General features: G+C 67.9%; 15 protein-coding genes and 1 pseudogene. 6 read left to right on the forward strand and 10 right to left on the reverse strand.

The window, feature by feature from the left end:
* Positions 1-26 precede the first annotated feature (26 nt).
* Together ahpF and ahpC are read right to left on the reverse strand one after the other, a co-directional pair.
* Positions 27-1,619 (reverse strand): alkyl hydroperoxide reductase subunit F, encoded by a 1,593-nt coding sequence (ahpF, locus tag HG421_RS02990; protein WP_169705097.1) that lies wholly within the window; start codon positions 1,617-1,619, stop codon positions 27-29.
* Positions 1,620-1,808: 189 nt separating this feature from the next.
* The gene (gene ahpC, locus HG421_RS02995; protein ID WP_169705099.1) at positions 1,809-2,372 is read right to left on the reverse strand and encodes an alkyl hydroperoxide reductase subunit C; all 564 of its coding nucleotides are present in this window, start codon (positions 2,370-2,372) and stop codon (positions 1,809-1,811) included.
* Between the two features lie 202 nt (positions 2,373-2,574).
* On the opposite strand from ahpC, the gene prmC reads away from it, so the two are divergent.
* The gene (gene prmC / locus HG421_RS03000; RefSeq protein ID WP_169705101.1) at positions 2,575-3,426 is read left to right on the forward strand and encodes a peptide chain release factor N(5)-glutamine methyltransferase; all 852 of its coding nucleotides are present in this window, start codon (positions 2,575-2,577) and stop codon (positions 3,424-3,426) included.
* 112 nt (positions 3,427-3,538) lie between these two features.
* Positions 3,539-4,480: a prolyl aminopeptidase gene (pip, locus tag HG421_RS03005; RefSeq protein ID WP_169705103.1), complete on the forward strand. Its 942-nt coding sequence runs from the start codon at positions 3,539-3,541 to the stop codon at positions 4,478-4,480.
* A gap of 165 nt (positions 4,481-4,645) precedes the next feature.
* On the opposite strand, the gene HG421_RS03010 is transcribed toward pip, so the two are convergent.
* Genes HG421_RS03010 through HG421_RS03025 form a run of 4 tightly spaced genes read right to left on the reverse strand, consistent with a single transcriptional unit; the run spans position 4,646 to position 7,530 of the window.
* Positions 4,646-5,431, reverse strand: coding sequence for an N-formylglutamate amidohydrolase (locus HG421_RS03010; RefSeq protein ID WP_211161774.1), 786 nt, complete (start codon positions 5,429-5,431; stop codon positions 4,646-4,648).
* The gene (locus tag HG421_RS03015; RefSeq protein ID WP_169705108.1) at positions 5,424-5,975 is read right to left on the reverse strand and encodes an NUDIX hydrolase; all 552 of its coding nucleotides are present in this window, start codon (positions 5,973-5,975) and stop codon (positions 5,424-5,426) included. The genes HG421_RS03010 and HG421_RS03015 overlap by 8 nt, the downstream gene beginning before the upstream one ends.
* Positions 5,972-6,958, reverse strand: a complete 987-nt coding sequence (locus HG421_RS03020; RefSeq protein ID WP_169705110.1) for a 5'-3' exonuclease — start codon at positions 6,956-6,958, stop codon at positions 5,972-5,974. Before HG421_RS03020 ends, HG421_RS03015 begins: the two co-directional genes overlap by 4 nt.
* Complete coding sequence (locus HG421_RS03025; RefSeq protein ID WP_169705112.1) at positions 6,955-7,530, reverse strand: nitroreductase family protein; 576 nt, start codon at positions 7,528-7,530, stop codon at positions 6,955-6,957. The genes HG421_RS03020 and HG421_RS03025 overlap by 4 nt, the downstream gene beginning before the upstream one ends.
* 80 nt (positions 7,531-7,610) lie before the next feature.
* Between HG421_RS03025 and HG421_RS21490 the strand changes: the two are divergent.
* Together HG421_RS21490 and HG421_RS03035 are read left to right on the forward strand one after the other, a co-directional pair.
* Positions 7,611-7,943 (forward strand): annotated as a pseudogene (locus HG421_RS21490) (DUF1631 family protein); the annotation flags it as partial.
* Between the two features lie 391 nt (positions 7,944-8,334).
* Entirely contained in the window at positions 8,335-10,689 is a 2,355-nt protein-coding gene (locus tag HG421_RS03035; RefSeq protein ID WP_169705114.1) for a DUF1631 domain-containing protein, read from the forward strand.
* Between the two features lie 169 nt (positions 10,690-10,858).
* Here HG421_RS03035 and HG421_RS03040 read toward each other — a convergent pair whose 3' ends face one another.
* Entirely contained in the window at positions 10,859-11,722 is an 864-nt protein-coding gene (locus HG421_RS03040; protein WP_169705116.1) for an alpha/beta hydrolase, read from the reverse strand.
* Between the two features lie 122 nt (positions 11,723-11,844).
* Here HG421_RS03040 and HG421_RS03045 point away from each other — a divergent pair, with 122 nt between their 5' ends.
* Both HG421_RS03045 and HG421_RS03050 read left to right on the forward strand, forming a co-directional pair.
* Positions 11,845-12,444 (forward strand): TetR/AcrR family transcriptional regulator, encoded by a 600-nt coding sequence (locus HG421_RS03045; RefSeq protein ID WP_169705118.1) that lies wholly within the window; start codon positions 11,845-11,847, stop codon positions 12,442-12,444.
* A 150-nt stretch (positions 12,445-12,594) separates the two neighbouring features.
* Positions 12,595-13,683 (forward strand): NAD(P) transhydrogenase subunit alpha, encoded by a 1,089-nt coding sequence (locus tag HG421_RS03050; RefSeq protein WP_169705120.1) that lies wholly within the window; start codon positions 12,595-12,597, stop codon positions 13,681-13,683.
* A 75-nt stretch (positions 13,684-13,758) separates the two neighbouring features.
* Here the strand turns inward: HG421_RS03050 and HG421_RS03055 are convergent, their stop codons facing one another.
* Genes HG421_RS03055 through HG421_RS03065 form a run of 3 tightly spaced genes read right to left on the reverse strand, consistent with a single transcriptional unit; the run spans position 13,759 to position 15,154 of the window.
* Complete coding sequence (locus HG421_RS03055) at positions 13,759-14,244, reverse strand: DUF3106 domain-containing protein (protein ID WP_169705122.1); 486 nt, start codon at positions 14,242-14,244, stop codon at positions 13,759-13,761.
* A 5-nt stretch (positions 14,245-14,249) separates the two neighbouring features.
* Positions 14,250-14,597 (reverse strand): hypothetical protein, encoded by a 348-nt coding sequence (locus HG421_RS03060; protein WP_169705123.1) that lies wholly within the window; start codon positions 14,595-14,597, stop codon positions 14,250-14,252.
* Complete coding sequence (locus HG421_RS03065) at positions 14,594-15,154, reverse strand: RNA polymerase sigma factor (RefSeq protein WP_169705125.1); 561 nt, start codon at positions 15,152-15,154, stop codon at positions 14,594-14,596. Before HG421_RS03065 ends, HG421_RS03060 begins: the two co-directional genes overlap by 4 nt.
* Positions 15,155-15,184 lie beyond the last annotated feature (30 nt).

A 15,184-nucleotide genomic window follows, 5' to 3' on the forward strand; every position in this document is an offset into this window, starting at 1 on the left:
TGGCCGGGCGATGGCTGTCGTTGCGCTTATGCGGCTTGCGCAACGCTTTCGGTGCTCACCGGTGCACTGGTGCGTATCAGGTAATCGAAGGCGCTCAATGCCGCCTTGGAGCCTTCGCCCATCGCGATCACGATCTGCTTGTACGGCACGGTGGTGGCATCGCCGGCGGCGAACACACCCGGCACATTGGTCTGGCCACGGTCGTCGACGATGATCTCGCCACGCGGCGACAACTCCACCGTCCCGCGCAGGAATTCGGTGTTGGGCAGCAGGCCGATCTGCACGAACACGCCTTCCAGCTCGATGTGCTGGATATCGCCGCCGGTACGGTCCTTGTAGACCAGGCCGGTGACTTTTTGCCCGTCGCCCAGCACTTCGGTGGTCTGCGCGCTGGTGATGACGCGCACGTTGTGCAGGCTGCGCAGCTTGCGCTGCAGCACTTCATCGGCGCGCAGCTTGTCGTCGAATTCCACCAGTGTGACATGCGCCACGATGCCGGCCAGGTCGATCGCCGCTTCCACGCCCGAATTGCCGCCGCCGATCACCGCCACGCGCTTGCCCTTGAACAGGGGACCGTCGCAGTGCGGGCAATAGGCCACGCCCTTGTTCTTGTATTGGTCTTCGCCCGGCACGTTCATCTGCCTCCAGCGCGCACCGGTGGACAGGACCACCGTCTTGCTCTTGAGCGAGGCGCCATTGGCCAGCTTGATCTCGATCAGGCCATCGGCACCGGCCGGTACCAATTGCTCGGCGCGCTGCAGGTTCATGATGTCCACCTCGTACTGACGCACGTGCTGTTCGAGCGCGGCGGCCATCTTCGGGCCTTCGGTTTCCGGCACGGAGATGAAGTTTTCGATCGACATGGTATCCAGTACCTGGCCACCGAAACGCTCGGCAGCCACGCCGGTGCGGATGCCCTTGCGCGCGGCATACACCGCTGCTGCCGAACCGGCCGGGCCACCGCCGACCACCAGCACGTCGAAGGCCTCCTTGGCGGCGATCCTGGCGGCATCGCGCTTGGCGGCATTGGTGTCGAGCTTGGCGACGATCTGCTCCAGCGTCATGCGGCCCTGGTCGAACAGCTCGCCATTCAGGTACACGGTGGGCACCGACATGATCTGGCGGGTTTCCACTTCGTCCTGGAACCACGCGCCATCGATGGCAACGTGCTTGATGCGCGGGTTGAGCACGGCCGCCAGGTTCAGCGCCTGCACCACGTCCGGGCAGTTCTGGCAGGACAGCGAGAAATAGGTTTCAAATTGGTAGTCGCCATCCAGGTGCTGCACCTGCTCGATCAACTCGGCAGTGGCCTTGGACGGGTGGCCGCCCACCTGCAACAGCGCCAGCACCAGCGAGGTGAACTCGTGGCCCATCGGCAAGCCGGCAAAGCGCAGCGAAATGTCCTGGCCCGGGGTGGTCAGCGCGAACGAGGGCTTGCGCTGGTTGTCGTCGCGATGCGCATCCAGGCTGATCTTGTCCGACAGCAGCACCAGGTCTTCCAGCAGGTCGAGCATTTCGCGCGAGCCGGGGCTGTCGTCGATCGAGGCGTGGATCTGGATCGGGCGCGTCACCCGTTCCAGGTAGGCGGTCAGCTGGGTCTTGAGATTGGCATCCAACATGGAAAACTCCTGGGAATGGGCAAGGGGAGGGCGTGACGCCGCTGCGCATGCGCAGGTCGCCTGGGGAGGAAGGGATGAACCGCAGCCGGCGCGAGGGCGGGAAGCGTGCTGGCGATGGCGGGCGGGCAGCCCGGCACCGGCTCCGGTTCACCCCCGGCCCGGAAGACCGGGCCAGGGATGCGTGGCGGCTTAGATCTTGCCGACCAGGTCCAGCGACGGAGCCAGGGTCTTGGCGCCTTCCTTCCACTTGGCCGGGCAGACCTGGCCAGGATTGTTGGCCACGAACTGCGCTGCGGTCAGCTTGCGCAGCGTCTCGGTGACGTCGCGGGCAATGGAGTTGTCGTGGATTTCCAGGGTCTTGATCACGCCTTCCGGATTGATGATGAAGGTGCCGCGCAGGGCCAGGCCTTCTTCTTCAATGTGCACGCCGAACGCGCGGGTCAGCGTGTGGGTCGGGTCGCCGATCAGCGGGAACCGCGCCTTGCCCACGGCCGGGGAGGTTTCGTGCCACACCTTGTGCGAGAAATGCGTGTCGGTGGTGACGATGTAGACCTCGGCGCCAGCCTTCTGGAACGCGGCATAGTTGTCTGCGGCGTCTTCCACTTCGGTCGGGCAGTTGAAGGTGAATGCGGCCGGCATGAAGATCAGCACCGACCACTTGCCCTTCAGGCTGGCCTCGGTGACTTCGATGAAGTTGCCATTGTGGAACGCATTCGCCTTGAACGGCTGGACCTGGGTGTTGATGAGAGACATTGAGTTTCCTCGTGCGATGAAAGGGGGGCGGGGGATGGAACAGGCGCCATGGTAGGCAGGATCGATAGATTCCTCAAATCGATTGATGGAATTGCATAGATAGTCTTAGGCTATCGATTCCGCAGACGGCATCTGCCAATACGGCAAGCGGTTCCAGCCCCGATAATGGTCGGCCGACGTTGCGCACAAGTGAATGATCCGTATGAGCGATGAGCCCGCCGCCTCCGCCGAGCACCTGTTGCGGCAGGCATGCCAGCGGATCGACCGTCGCGATGCCGAGCCGCTGCTGCTGCATGCGCTGGGCCGCGATCGCGCCTGGCTGTTCGCGCATGGCCGCGATCCGGTGACCACGACGGTGGCCGCGGCGTTCCAGGCCCTGGTGCAGCGGCGGGTGGACGGCGAGCCGGTGGCCTACCTGACCGGTTCGCGTGGCTTCTGGACACTGGATCTGGAAGTCTCGACAGCGACACTGATCCCACGCGCCGACACCGAAGCCTTGGTCGAGCTGGCGCTGCAGCGGCTGGACCATGCCGCTGGCTGCCGGGTGGCCGATCTGGGGACCGGCAGTGGCGCGATCGCCCTGGCCATCGCCAGCGAGCGCCCGAAGGCGCAGCTGATCGCCACCGATGCCAGTGCGGCCGCGCTCGCCATCGCACGGCGCAACGCCGATCGTCATCGCCTAGCGAACGTGCAGTTCCGCCATGGCAGCTGGTTCGTTCCACTGGCAGGCGAGCGTTTCGACCTGATCGCCAGCAACCCGCCGTATATCGCTGCAGGCGACCCGCACCTGGCGCAGGGCGATCTGCGCCACGAGCCGGCCAGCGCACTGGCTTCCGGTAGCGACGGGCTGGCCGACATCCGCCAGATCGTGGCCGATGCACCGGCGCATCTGCGCAGCGGCGGGTGGTTGCTGCTCGAACATGGCTGGGATCAGGGCGAGGCGGTGGCTGAGCTACTGCGCGCGCGTGGGTTTGCGCAGGTCGCCACGCAGCAGGACCTCGAGCGGCGCGACCGGGTAAGCCTGGGCTGCTGGCCGGACGGCAGCGCGGCCTGAGGCTGACGGCCACCGCTACGCTGGCTCGACGGCTGTCGTCGCGTCGGCAGAAGTCGCAGACGATGCCGCGCGCCCGGCCGATACAATGCGGGTTTTCGCCCAGGACCGACGCATGCGCACGCTCTATCCCGAGATCGCCCCCTACGAGCAGGGTAGCCTGAAGGTCGACGACCGCCACACGCTGTATTTCGAACAGTGCGGCAACCCGCAAGGCAAGCCGGTGGTGATGCTGCACGGCGGCCCGGGCGGCGGTTGCAACGCCAAGATGCGGCGCTTCCACGACCCGGCCAAGTACCGCATCGTGCTGTTCGACCAGCGCGGCTCGGGCCGTTCCACCCCGCATGCCGATCTCACCGACAACACCACCTGGGACCTGGTGGCCGACATCGAACGCCTGCGCACGCATCTGGGCATCGAGCGCTGGCAGGTGTTCGGCGGCAGCTGGGGCTCGACGCTGGCGCTGGCCTATGCGCAGACCCACCCGCAGCAGGTCACCGAGCTGGTGCTGCGCGGCATCTTCCTGCTGCGCCGCTTCGAGCTGGAATGGTTCTATCAGGAAGGCGCCAGCCGGCTGTTCCCGGACGCCTGGGAGCACTACATCAACGCGATTCCGCAGGACGAGCGCGGCGACCTGATCGCTGCCTTCCATCGCCGCCTGACCAGCGACGACGAGGCCACGCGGCTGGCCGCCGCCAAGGCCTGGAGCGTGTGGGAAGGCGCCACCAGCTTCCTGCATGTGGACGAGGACTTCGTCACCGGGCATGAGGACGCGCACTTTGCGTTGGCCTTTGCCCGCATCGAGAACCACTACTTCGTCAACCAGGGTTTCTTCGAGGTGGAAGGCCAGTTGCTGCGCGACGCGCACCGCATCGCCGACACCCCCGGCGTGATCGTGCACGGCCGGTACGATGTGGTCTGCCCGCTGCAGAGCGCCTGGGATCTGCACAAGGTCTGGCCGAAGGCGCAGCTGCAGATCAGCCCGGCCTCGGGGCACTCGGCGTTCGAGCCGGAAAATGTCGATGCATTGGTGCGTGCCACGGACCGGTTCGCCTGATTGCAGCGGCGCGCGTTGCGATGCGCAGGATCGTTCATTGCCTGAGCGGTCCGCGCGTCACCCGATTTGTAGGATGGGTCGCTCGCGAAGAACGCGTTTTTCGTAAGAGCCCGGGTGCGCTCCTACCGGGTTATCTGTTGTTCGTCCTCGCATCTCGCAAGACGGTTATCGCGGCAGCAACCCATCGGCCAACGGGGGAAGAAGGCGCGCCAATCGCTGCGCCCACGCCGTTTGCCCGGCGGTATCGGCAATCAGGTCCTGGCGGATCTCCAGTTCCACGTGCGGCAGGCCGCGGCCTTCGCCGTAGACCGGAATGGCGTAGTCGGTGGCATCGCTGACCGCATACGGCTGGTTGTCGCCAATCACCAGGTCCGGTTCCGCGCGCAAGGCGTCCAGCAGGCGATGCGCCAACCGGGTGTCGCGGTGGTACAGCACGCCGGCATGCCAGGGGCGCGCCTGGCCGGCCATCAGCGGGGTGAAGCTGTGCATGGACACCAGCAGCGTCGGTTGCCGGCGTGCTGCACGTGCGTCCAGCTCGGCGGCGATGCGGCCGTGATACGGCGCGAAGATGGCATCGATGCGCTGTTGGCGCTCGGCCGGGGTCAGCTGCAGATTGCCGGGCACCGTGGTGCCGTCGCTGATCTCCGGCATCCGGCTGGCGGCGCCATCGGGTCGGTTGCAGTCGATCACCAGCCGCGAATAGGTCTGGGCGATGGCAACCGCATCCAGCGCCTCGGCCAGCAGGCGGGTGACCTGCGCAATGCCGATATCCCAGCCGATATGGCGGTCCAGCTCAACCTGCGGCAGGCCCAGATTGGCCAGCCGTGCCGGCACGCGCTGGCCGGCATGGTCGGCAATCAACAGCCATGGCGAGGCCGCCTGCGCGTTGTGCACGGTAAACGGCGCCGGATCCCCGGCGCCGAGCAATGGCTCGATTGCTGCATCAACCACGCGGGGTGCCATCCAGTGCGTGGTCGGCCAGGTACAGGCCGGCCCATAGCTTGGGGTCCATCTGGTAGCCCTCGGCCATCTTCTGCACCAGCCAGGCGCCGACCTGCGCGCGCGGGATTTCGTGCACGGTGATGTCCTCGCTGGCATCGCCACCGCCGGCGCCGACCCTGCGCAGCCCGGTGGCGCGCACGAAGGCGATCTTCTCGCTACTGGCGCCGGCCGAGGTGGGGCCGATCATCAGCACTTCGGCATGCTCGGCGGTCCAGCCGGTCTCTTCTTCCAGCTCGCGGATGGCCGACAGTTCGATCGACTCGCCGGCATGCACGTCGCCCACCAGCCCGGCCGGCATTTCGATGGTGCGCGCCTGCAGCGGCACGCGGAACTGCTCGACGAACAGCATGGCATCGTCCGGGGTCACGGCCACGATGATCGCGGCCAGGCCGCCGGCATGCACGCGCTCGGAATATTCCCAGGTGCCGCGCACCACCATGCGCTGGTACTTGCCTTCGTAGACCACGGTGGGCGGCGTGTCGTGTCGGTTCATGGCGTCGGGCCTTGGGACAGGGAAGCGGGAGGAAGGGGCGGCGTGCCGGCCGTGCAGGCGGCCAGCAGCCGCCGGCGCGTGAGCGGGCCGAAGCGCAGGCTGTCGCACAGCCCGGTCAGCATGTCGGTATCGGCCGGTGCACGCGTGAAACCGGTGGCGGTGAGGTCCAGCGGCGCATCCAGCGCGATGGTGGTGAGCTGGCGCCACAGCAGCGCATGGTCGCGTTGTTCGCGCAGCCGCGCCGCCATCTGTGCCGCACCGCGCAGGCGCAGGAACGGGATCTCGTCGATACGCTCCAGCAGCGCGTCCAGACTGCCGAAATGCGCCAGCAGCACCGCCGCCGATTTGGCGCCGATACCGCTGATGCCGGGGATGTTGTCGATCGCATCGCCGCACAGCGCCAGGTAGTCGGCGATCTGGTGCGCATGCACGCCATGGCGTGCCTTCACACCGTCCATGCCCCAGCGCAGATTGCGTGCGTAGTCCCATTGTTCGTCGTGTTCGAACAACAGCTGCGACAGGTCTTTGTCGGCCGAGACGATGATGCCGCGCAGTCCATGCCCGCGCGCGCTGTGCAGGGCGCTGCCGATCAGATCGTCGGCCTCGTATTCGCGGTGGGCCAGCACGCTCAGCCCCAGCGCCGCGCACAGCGCCTTGCAATGGGCGAACTGGCGCCGCAACGCGTCCGGCGCCGGTTCGCGGTTGCCCTTGTAGGCAGGGTAGATCGCGTGCCGGAAGCAACTGTCCAGCGCCTCGTCGAAGGCGATGGTGATGTACTGCGGGTGCTCGCGTTCGAGCAGATCCAGCAGGAAGCGCGCAAACCCGTGCACGGCGTTGGTCGGCCAGCCCTGCGCGTCCTGGAATTCATCCGGAATCGAATGCCAGGCGCGAAACACGTACAGGCTGGCATCCACCAGATACAGCGGCTCCGGTCGCGGGCCGCCCGGCAGCGCCGCTGCAATGGCGCCGGGCAGCGTGCTCATGGAGTCCAGTCGCGCAGCAGGGCGCGCGGGTCCGGGCGCTCGCGTTCGGGCACCTGCAGGCGCGGCGTACCGATATGGATGAAGCCGGCGATGCGTTCGTGTTCCTGCAGGCCCAGGTAGCCGCCCACCGCGGGGTCGTAGGCCATCCACGCGGTCAGCCATTGCGCGCCGAAACCATGCGCCTGTGCGGCCTGCAGCAGTGCAAAACACACGCAGCCGGCAGTGAGCAGCTGTTCCTGCTCGGGCACCTTGTGGTCCGGCCGCAGCGTGGCGATCACCACGATCACCAGCGGCGCGTCGTTGAAGCGGTTGCGGTCTTTTTCCACTGCCGCCGGCGCTGCCAACGGATCGGCGGCCTGGGTGCGCTCGGCGAGGAAATCGCCCAGCGCGTGGCGTGCATCGCCCTGGATACGCAGGAAGCGGAACGGCACCAGCTTGCCGTGGTCGGGCACGCGCACGGCCGAGGCCAGCATGCGCAGCAGGGTGTCTTCATCCGGGCCGGGTTCGCCCAACTGCTTGGAGGGAACCGAGCGACGCGCATCCAGCGCCTGAAGCGAATACGGTGCGTGCATAGGGAAGGGTTCTGGGGGAGTGCTGCGATTATAGACGGGGCGCTGCCCAACGCCCGCCTCACTGCGGCAAGGCCCGGCGAGGCCTGCCGCGTGGGCTGCGCGAGCACCTCATACGCGCAGCGGCCGCGCGTGGCGTGAACCTGGCCAGCACCGGCCTGGACCCCAGCGATGCCGATGCGCTGGATCTGATCGCGCTGTTGTTCGAGGCGATTCTGGTGCAGCGCCAGTTGTCCGACGGGCAACCCAGCATGCTCGGCGCGTTGCTGGTGCCGATGGCCAAACTGGCGATGCGCGATGGCCACCTGTTCATGCGCGACGGTCATCCGGTGCGGCGTCTGCTCAACCTGCCGGTCGACGCCTGCGATGGCAATGGCGGCGAGACCCCGGCCGAACCGGCCTTGCTGGCGCGGGTGGATGTTCGTCGACCGGCGCGGCGGGCGGTCGTGCGTGTGCTCGCCGGAAGATCTGGCGATGATGGTCTGGCTGGACCGGCCGCGCCTGCACCGCGAAGACGGCGCCTTCTACAGCGCGATGCAGGGTGTGGTCGACGCGCTGGACGCGTCTGCCACGCTGAAGGCTTAACCCTTGCAGGCGGATAACGATCAGCGGCAGGCTCCACCGTGCCGTTGCGAGCTAGGATGGAGGCTGGACAAGCGAACCCTGGGTAGTCACGAGTAAAGTGAGATATGCATCACACTTATCAAACGAGCGAAACGCCTACCATGCGGGGGCGGAATTTGGGGCCGCGTCTGTTATTCCTCGTTTGAATATTTTCGCGCCTGCAGAGGCGGGGAGCCTTTGCGCATGACTTTCCAGCCCAGTCCGTCAGGACACCCGGGCCGTGACCAACGCTTGCTCGAACAGGCGCACGACGCATTCGTGCCGCCGCTCGTGCAGGTGTTTGCAGCTGCAGTCGCACATTTCGATGATGTCCTGTTCGATCGCGCCGAATCCGCGGGCGCGTCACAGTTGCTGTTTCTCGATGGCATGCGCGAGTTGCGCCGCAAGCGCGAGGACGTGGCCACGCAGTTCCGCCAGCAGTTGGAAGACGGCTGGCAGGCGCTGCTGCTCGGTACCCCGTTGTCGGCCGAAGTGGTGCTGGCCGGCGACATGGGTACCGGCCCGCTGAGCCTGGTGCCCGAACACGTGCTCGAATCGCGGCTGGCGGTGCGCAACCTGGCCACCGTGCTGCTGCGCGATTTCAAGCAGGTGCTGGCGCGTGTCGATCGCCGCCTGGGCTGGATTGCGGGCGGCCTGGAGCTGGTGGCCGATACCAACCCGTTCGGACCGGAACATCTGGGCGTGGCGATCCACGAAGCCTTCGCCACCTGCGACCTGGCGCCCGAAGTGCGTCTGGTGCTGATCAAGTTGTGCGAGCGCGATCTGGCCGAGCCGATCGGCAAGCTGTACGCGCGCCTGGACGAAACGCTGGCCAAGGCCGGGGTGATGCCGGAAATCTCCCAGCCCAAGCGCCCGCCGCCGCGCATGCAGCCGCGGGGCGAAACGCCTGAAGAACGCGCGCAGGCCGAGGCGCAGGGCAACGCCGAGATGGGCGGCGACGAGCACGGCGACCAGTACGCGCCGGCCTGGGCCAACCGCTTCCTGGACCGCTGGGCGCACAGCCGTGGCCGCATGCAGGCGGCCGCACAGCGTGGCCATGCCGAGGGTGCAAGCGGTGGTGGCATGGACGGCGACGCCGATCACCCCGCTGGCAGCCAGGGCATGCTGCTGGATGCCTTGCACGAATTGCTGCAGCAGACCCGCAGCGTGCGCGACAGCGCCGCGTCGGCCGCCTCGGTGGCGGTGGGCCAGCAACGCCCGCTGAGCCAGCGCGAAATGATGTCGGTGCTGTCGCTGCTGCAGGCCACGCCCAGCGCGACCCTGCAGGCAGCGATCGGCGACGACAACGAATCGCTCGCGCAGCGTCTGAAGAACGAGGTGCTCAACAGCGCCACGCGGCTGGGCGTGGACCCGGCCACCGCCAAGCTCGACCCGATGGACGAAGACGCCATCGACCTGGTCGGCATGCTGTTCGACGTGATGCTGGACGAACGCGATCTGGAAAGCCGCTCGCGCGAGATGATCGGCCGGCTGGTGGTGCCGTTCGTCAAGGTGGCGCTGCTGGACCGCAAGATGTTCGTGCAGAAGACGCATCCGGCGCGGCGCCTGCTCAATTCGCTGGCCGAGGCCTGCGAAGGCAATAACGGCGACAGCGCCGCCGAGCGCGTGCTGATGGGCAAGGTCGAGGAAATCGTCGACCGCCTGGTGGCCGAATTCAACGAAAACCTGGCGATCTTCCTGACCCTGGAAGAAGAATTCCGCGACTTCCTGACCCAGCATCGCCGCCGGGTGGAAATTGCCGAACGCCGCGCCACCGAAACCCAGCGCGGCCAGGAAAAACTCGAACTGGCGCGCAGCCGCGCGCTGGCGGAGCTGGAGCAGCGCGTGCCCGACGGCGCGGGCCTGCCCAAGGCAGTGGACGATTTCCTGCGCCAGCCGTGGCTGCATCATCTGACCATGGCGATCCTGCGCGATGGCGATGAAGGCCCCGGCACGGTGGAAGCGCTGGCGCTGGCCGACGGCGTGCTGGAAGAACTGGCCGAGGCGCGCCGCCACATCATCGGCAAGCCCTGGCTGCAGGTCTGGCAGCCGGCACTGCACCGCGTCTTCGCCAGCGTGGGGTTGCATGGCGATGCGGTGGTGGTGGCGATCACGGCGCTGCACGACACGCTGCAGGCCATTGCCGAGGCGCGCCCGGAACTGGAAAAAGCCTTGCCGGAACTGCCGCAGGTCAACCTGCCGCCACCGGCCGCCGAAAGCGTCAGCGTGGTGCTGGGCGCCGAAGCGGTGGCGCAGAGTATCGACAGTGCCGATGCCGAGCGCTTCCGCGCCATGGACATCGGCACCTGGCTGGATTTCGTCGACAAGGACGGCAAGGTGCAGTCCGGTAAGCTGTCGTGGGTGAGCCCGATCTCGCAGCGGTTGTTGTTCGTCAACCGGCGTGGCGTGCGTTTCTGCGTCGCCTCGCCGGAAGAACTGGCGGTGATGGTGCGGTTGGGCCGCTTGCGCGAGCACATCAACGATGGCGCCTTCGACAGCGCGATGCAGGGCGTGATCGACCGGCTGGACCCGCTGCACACCAACAGCACGGTGCACTGAGTGGAAGTCATCGCGCTACAGCAACGGCAGCGCGGTTGATCGAGACAGGCACGCGCTCGTATGTGCTGCATGCAGCGCAGCGCAATCCGCCCAAGATGCACGTCATCGGCGCAAGAGCGGCGCAGTCATTGCTCCGCTGCAGCAACTGGCTGCGCTGTCACCTTCGCTGTTACCGCGATGCCGGGCCGATGAACTCCAATGCTCGCGTCATCACCGAGGCATGATCGACCAGGCGGTTATGGCCCAGGCCTTCGGTGCTGAACAACTGCGCGCCGGGCCACAGCGCGGCGAAGCGGGCGCCTTCTTCCCACGGCGTCTCGCGGTCGCGGCGGTCGTGGATGACCAGCGCCGGGCGATCGAACCGTGGCAGATGGGTGCTGGCATCGAAGTCGGCAAAGCAGGTGCCGGTCAGCTGGATCAACCAGTTTTCGAACGGCACGAACGTCGCCGGCGCGATGCCGGCGGCCTGGAACTGGCGCCTGGCGCTGCCGGCCGGCTCCACCAGTGGGGCGATCAGCACATAGCGCTGCGGCCGCCACGCCGGAGCATCGGCAAACACCGCCGCCGCGGTGCCCAAGGAGTGGCCGATCAAGACGGCGGGAGGCCCGAAGCGGCTGCCGACCTGGGCAAGGATTTTCACGAAGTGCGGCAGATTGCTGATCCTGCCGCTGCTCAGGCCGTGCGCGGCCTGATCGAAGGCCAGCACCGCATAGCCGAGCGCGCGCAACTGCGGAACCCAGGCGGCAAAGCGCAGCCCGTAGCTGGCCCAGCCATGCGAGAGCAGGACGTACGGCTGCCGGGTGGGATCGCCCCATTGGTAGACGGCGATGTCGAAGCCGTCGATGTGCAGGGTCTGGCGCTGCACATCGTCCAGGGCGGCGGCGATGTCGGCGGCCTGGCTGCGGCCGGAAGCTGCCGGAGTGACGAAGCGGCGCGCCAGATAGCGGCCGGTCGGGCCGGGTGCCACCCGGCTGGCGCTGGCCAACAGGCCGCGCAGCAGGCGCGCGCGCAGCTTGGCGATGGACGGGCTCATGGGCATTCCTTGTGGGGGCGATCGCCATCTTGTCGATGACAAGATGCGCGCTCAGTCTGGTGCCTGAATCTTGTCATCGTCAAGATGATCTGTTGCACTGAGGTCCCGACAAGCGAACCGCCATGCCGCGCTCAGCGACCCCTGCTGCCTATCACCACGGCGATCTGCCGGCCGCGCTGCGGCGTGCCGGCTGGGCGTTGCTGGGCGAATCCGGGCTGCGGGGACTCACCCTGCGCGAATGCGCGCGGCGGGCCGGCGTGTCGCATGCCGCGCCGGCGCACCACTTCGGCTCGCTGGATGGGCTGCTGGCGGAGCTGGCCGCCGACGGCTACGAGCGCATGCTCGCGCGCATCCGCGCCACCCAGCAGGAACTGGACGATCCGCTGCTGGGTTGCGGGCTGGGCTATATCCGGTTTGCCGTGGAGTTTCCGCAGCAATTCCGCTTGATGCTGGGGCTGGACGTGCGTGCCAGCGGCCTGCCACGGCTGCTGCAGGTCAGCGAGGCGGCGATGGCCTATCTGCGCGATACGGTGCGCGCCCAGTGGATCGCCCGGCATGGCAGCGAACCGGAGGCAGAGTTGCTGGAGCAACGTACCCTGCTGGCCTGGAGCGCGGTGCACGGCTATGCCTCGCTGGCGATCGACGGCAGGCACGCACGGTTGCGCGCCTTCGCGCCGGAGAGCGTGATGGCTCCCTTGTTGAAGGGCCTGCTGGAGCCCTAGCGCAGCGAGCGGCGTCGCGGCTGCCGATGCCGGCAAGCGCAGGCGGTGATGTCTCAGGCCGGCGGGTTGCCGCCCGCCTCCTGCATCGCCGGCGCGGGCGGTGCGCTCTGCTAGCATCGCGGCCACTGGAGCGCGAGACCGGAGCAACGCATGGCTGTGCAGGTGCTGGTGCTGAAAGAACGGGCGGCGGGCGAACGCCGGGTGGCGGCGACGCCGGAAACGGTCAAGAAGCTGGTCGCGCTTGGTGCCGGCGTGTGGATCGAGCCGGACGCCGGCCGCGCCAGCAGCATGGACGATACGGCGTATGTGGCCGCCGGTGCGCAGCCTGCCGACGCGCAGACGCTGGCGCAGGCCGACGTGGTGCTCTGCGTGCAGGCACCGCCCACCGAGTTGCTGCTGCAATGCAAATCGCAGGCGGTGGTGATCGGCATGCTGGCGCCCGATGCCGACCCGGCGCGCGCGCAGGCATTTGTCACCCGCGGACTGGTGGCGTTTCCGCTGGAGCGCCTGCCGCGCACCACCCGTGCGCAATCGATGGACGTGCTGAGTTCGCAGGCGGGCATGGCCGGCTACAAGGCGGTGCTGATCGCCGCACACCTGGCGCCGCGCTTCTTTCCGATGCTGACCACCGCCGCCGGCACCATGCGCCCGTGCAAGGTGCTGGTGATCGGTGCCGGCGTGGCGGGCCTGCAGGCGATCGCCACCGCCAAGCGGCTGGGCGCGCAGGTGGAAGGCTTCGATGTGCGGCCGGAAACGCGCGAACAGATCGCTTCATTGGGCGCACGCTTTCTGGACCTGGGCATCAGCGCCGCCGGCGAGGGCGGCTATGCGCGGCAGCTCACCGACGACGAACGCGCCGAACAGCAGCGCCGCCTGGCCGAGCACCTCAAGAGCGTGGACGTGGTGGTGTGCACGGCAGCGGTGCCCGGGCGGCCCGCGCCGAAGATCGTCACCACCGAGATGGTGCGTGGCATGCGCCCTGGCAGCGTGATCGTGGATCTGGCTGCGGAAACCGGCGGCAACTGCGCTGCAACACGCCCGGGCGAGACCTACGACCTGGACGGCGTGGCAATCGCCGGCCCGCTCAATTTGGCCAGCCAGGGGGCCGTGCACGCCAGCGAGATGTTCGCGCGCAACGTGTATGCGTTCGCGGCATTGTTGATCAAGGACGGCGCACTGTCGTTCGACTGGGACGATGAACTGCTGGCCAAGACGCGTTGGTCGGCCCCGGTGGGATAGGTCGGCCGGGTCGCTGCCTGCTCCATCGGGCCTGCTGTCGTCCGTTGGCCGCGCGTGGTGGTTTGTCGCACGCGCTCAATCGTCGGTCGGCGGATGCTCGCGCAACCAGGCGCTGCGCTCGGCCGGGGACATTTTTTGCCAGCGTTGCTGCAGTTCGTTGCGTTGTTGCGGGTTGAGCGTGCGCATGCGGTCGAACAAGGCCTTGGCTTGGCGGCGTTGCTCCGGGCTCATGTTGCGGAAGCGGTCCATGCCGGTCTTGGCCTGCTTGCGCTGCTCCGGCGTCATGTCCAGCCAGCGGCGGGCATGGCGGTACATGCGTGGGCGTTCTTCGGGCACATCGTTCCAGCGCTCGCGCAGGGCGTCGATCATGACCTGACGCTGTTGCTGGGTCAGCTTGTCCCACTCCGGCATCGGCGTCTCGTCGCGCGGCCTCGGGCCGTGCGGGCCGGGTCCGTCCATCATCGGCGGTGGCCCCGGCGGCGGGCGGTCCTGCGCCAACAGCGGCGCGCATGGCCCGGTGCAGAGCAACAGGGTCAACAGCAGGCGGGTGGTGCGGGTCATCGTGCTCATTCCATGGCCAGGGCGGTGTCGGACCCGAGCCAGACGTACAGGTCCGGGTTCTGCGTGAGAAGGTCGTCGGTCTCGGTGCTTGCGGTGTCGTCGGCGATCGCCTGGGGAGCCGCCGGTTGCGGTGCGGAGCTGTCGCCGGGGCGCAGTTGCAGGCCGATCCCGACGGCCAGCAGTGCCGAGCAGGCGGTGGCCAGCAGCCAGTGGCCGCGGCGCGAGCGTGCAGCCGGCGCCTGGCGGGCCTGGCGCAGGCGCGCCAGCGTCTGCGGCGGCAGGTTGTCGAGGGCGGTGGCGTGCAGCTGGCGCAGCTGCGCATCGAACTGGGCCGGATCGTGGGAGCGGTTCACAGGAAATCCTCAAACTGTTTTTGCAGCGCGTCGCGGGCGCGCGACAGGTGCGTCTTGACCGAGCCTTCGGAGCAGCCCATCGCCTTGGCGGTGGTGGCCACGTCCAGGTCTTCCAGCACGCGCAGGGTGAAGGCTTCGCGCTGGCGTGCCGGCAGGCCGCGCAGCGCGTGGACCAGCCGCTGATAGGCCTGCTGATGTTGCTGTTCGCCGACCGGGCCAACGCCGGGGTCGGCCCAGTCGATCGGGCCTTCGTCGTCGCTGCGCTCGGCCGGTGCCCAGAATTTCAGGCGAAAACTGCGCCGGCGCTGCAGGTCGATGATGCGGCTGCGCAGAATGCTCCAGAACAGCGGCGTCCACTCTTCGGCCGGGCGCTCGCGGTAGCCGAGCAGCTTGACCATGGCGTCCTGCACGGCATCCAGTGCGTCTTCGCGGTGACGCAGACCGGCCTCGGCAAAGCGGAACGCACGCGGCCCGATGCCGGCCAGGAAGGCATCCAGCGACACGGGGGTGGCGGCCGGGGCCGCGGGCTGCGGATCGAAAGGGGTTCCCACCAGCACAGCGTAGCTTCCGCGAGGACGATACGACGT

This window comes from Xanthomonas campestris pv. badrii (assembly GCF_012848175.1).
Lineage (GTDB): Bacteria > Pseudomonadota > Gammaproteobacteria > Xanthomonadales > Xanthomonadaceae > Xanthomonas > Xanthomonas campestris_C.

Excerpts from the sequence above, each read along its gene's own strand:
- ahpF (WP_169705097.1), bottom strand. The coding sequence starts at position 1,619 with ATGTTGGATGCCAATCTCAAGACCCAGCTGACCGCCTACCTGGAACGG.
- ahpC (WP_169705099.1), bottom strand. The coding sequence starts at position 2,372 with ATGTCTCTCATCAACACCCAGGTCCAGCCGTTCAAGGCGAATGCGTTC.
- prmC (WP_169705101.1), top strand. The coding sequence starts at position 2,575 with ATGAGCGATGAGCCCGCCGCCTCCGCCGAGCACCTGTTGCGGCAGGCA.
- pip (WP_169705103.1), top strand. The coding sequence starts at position 3,539 with ATGCGCACGCTCTATCCCGAGATCGCCCCCTACGAGCAGGGTAGCCTG.
- HG421_RS03015 (WP_169705108.1), bottom strand. The coding sequence starts at position 5,975 with ATGAACCGACACGACACGCCGCCCACCGTGGTCTACGAAGGCAAGTAC.
- HG421_RS03020 (WP_169705110.1), bottom strand. The coding sequence starts at position 6,958 with ATGAGCACGCTGCCCGGCGCCATTGCAGCGGCGCTGCCGGGCGGCCCG.
- HG421_RS03025 (WP_169705112.1), bottom strand. The coding sequence starts at position 7,530 with ATGCACGCACCGTATTCGCTTCAGGCGCTGGATGCGCGTCGCTCGGTT.
- HG421_RS03035 (WP_169705114.1), top strand. The coding sequence starts at position 8,335 with ATGACTTTCCAGCCCAGTCCGTCAGGACACCCGGGCCGTGACCAACGC.
- HG421_RS03040 (WP_169705116.1), bottom strand. The coding sequence starts at position 11,722 with ATGAGCCCGTCCATCGCCAAGCTGCGCGCGCGCCTGCTGCGCGGCCTG.
- HG421_RS03045 (WP_169705118.1), top strand. The coding sequence starts at position 11,845 with ATGCCGCGCTCAGCGACCCCTGCTGCCTATCACCACGGCGATCTGCCG.
- HG421_RS03050 (WP_169705120.1), top strand. The coding sequence starts at position 12,595 with ATGGCTGTGCAGGTGCTGGTGCTGAAAGAACGGGCGGCGGGCGAACGC.
- HG421_RS03055 (WP_169705122.1), bottom strand. The coding sequence starts at position 14,244 with ATGACCCGCACCACCCGCCTGCTGTTGACCCTGTTGCTCTGCACCGGG.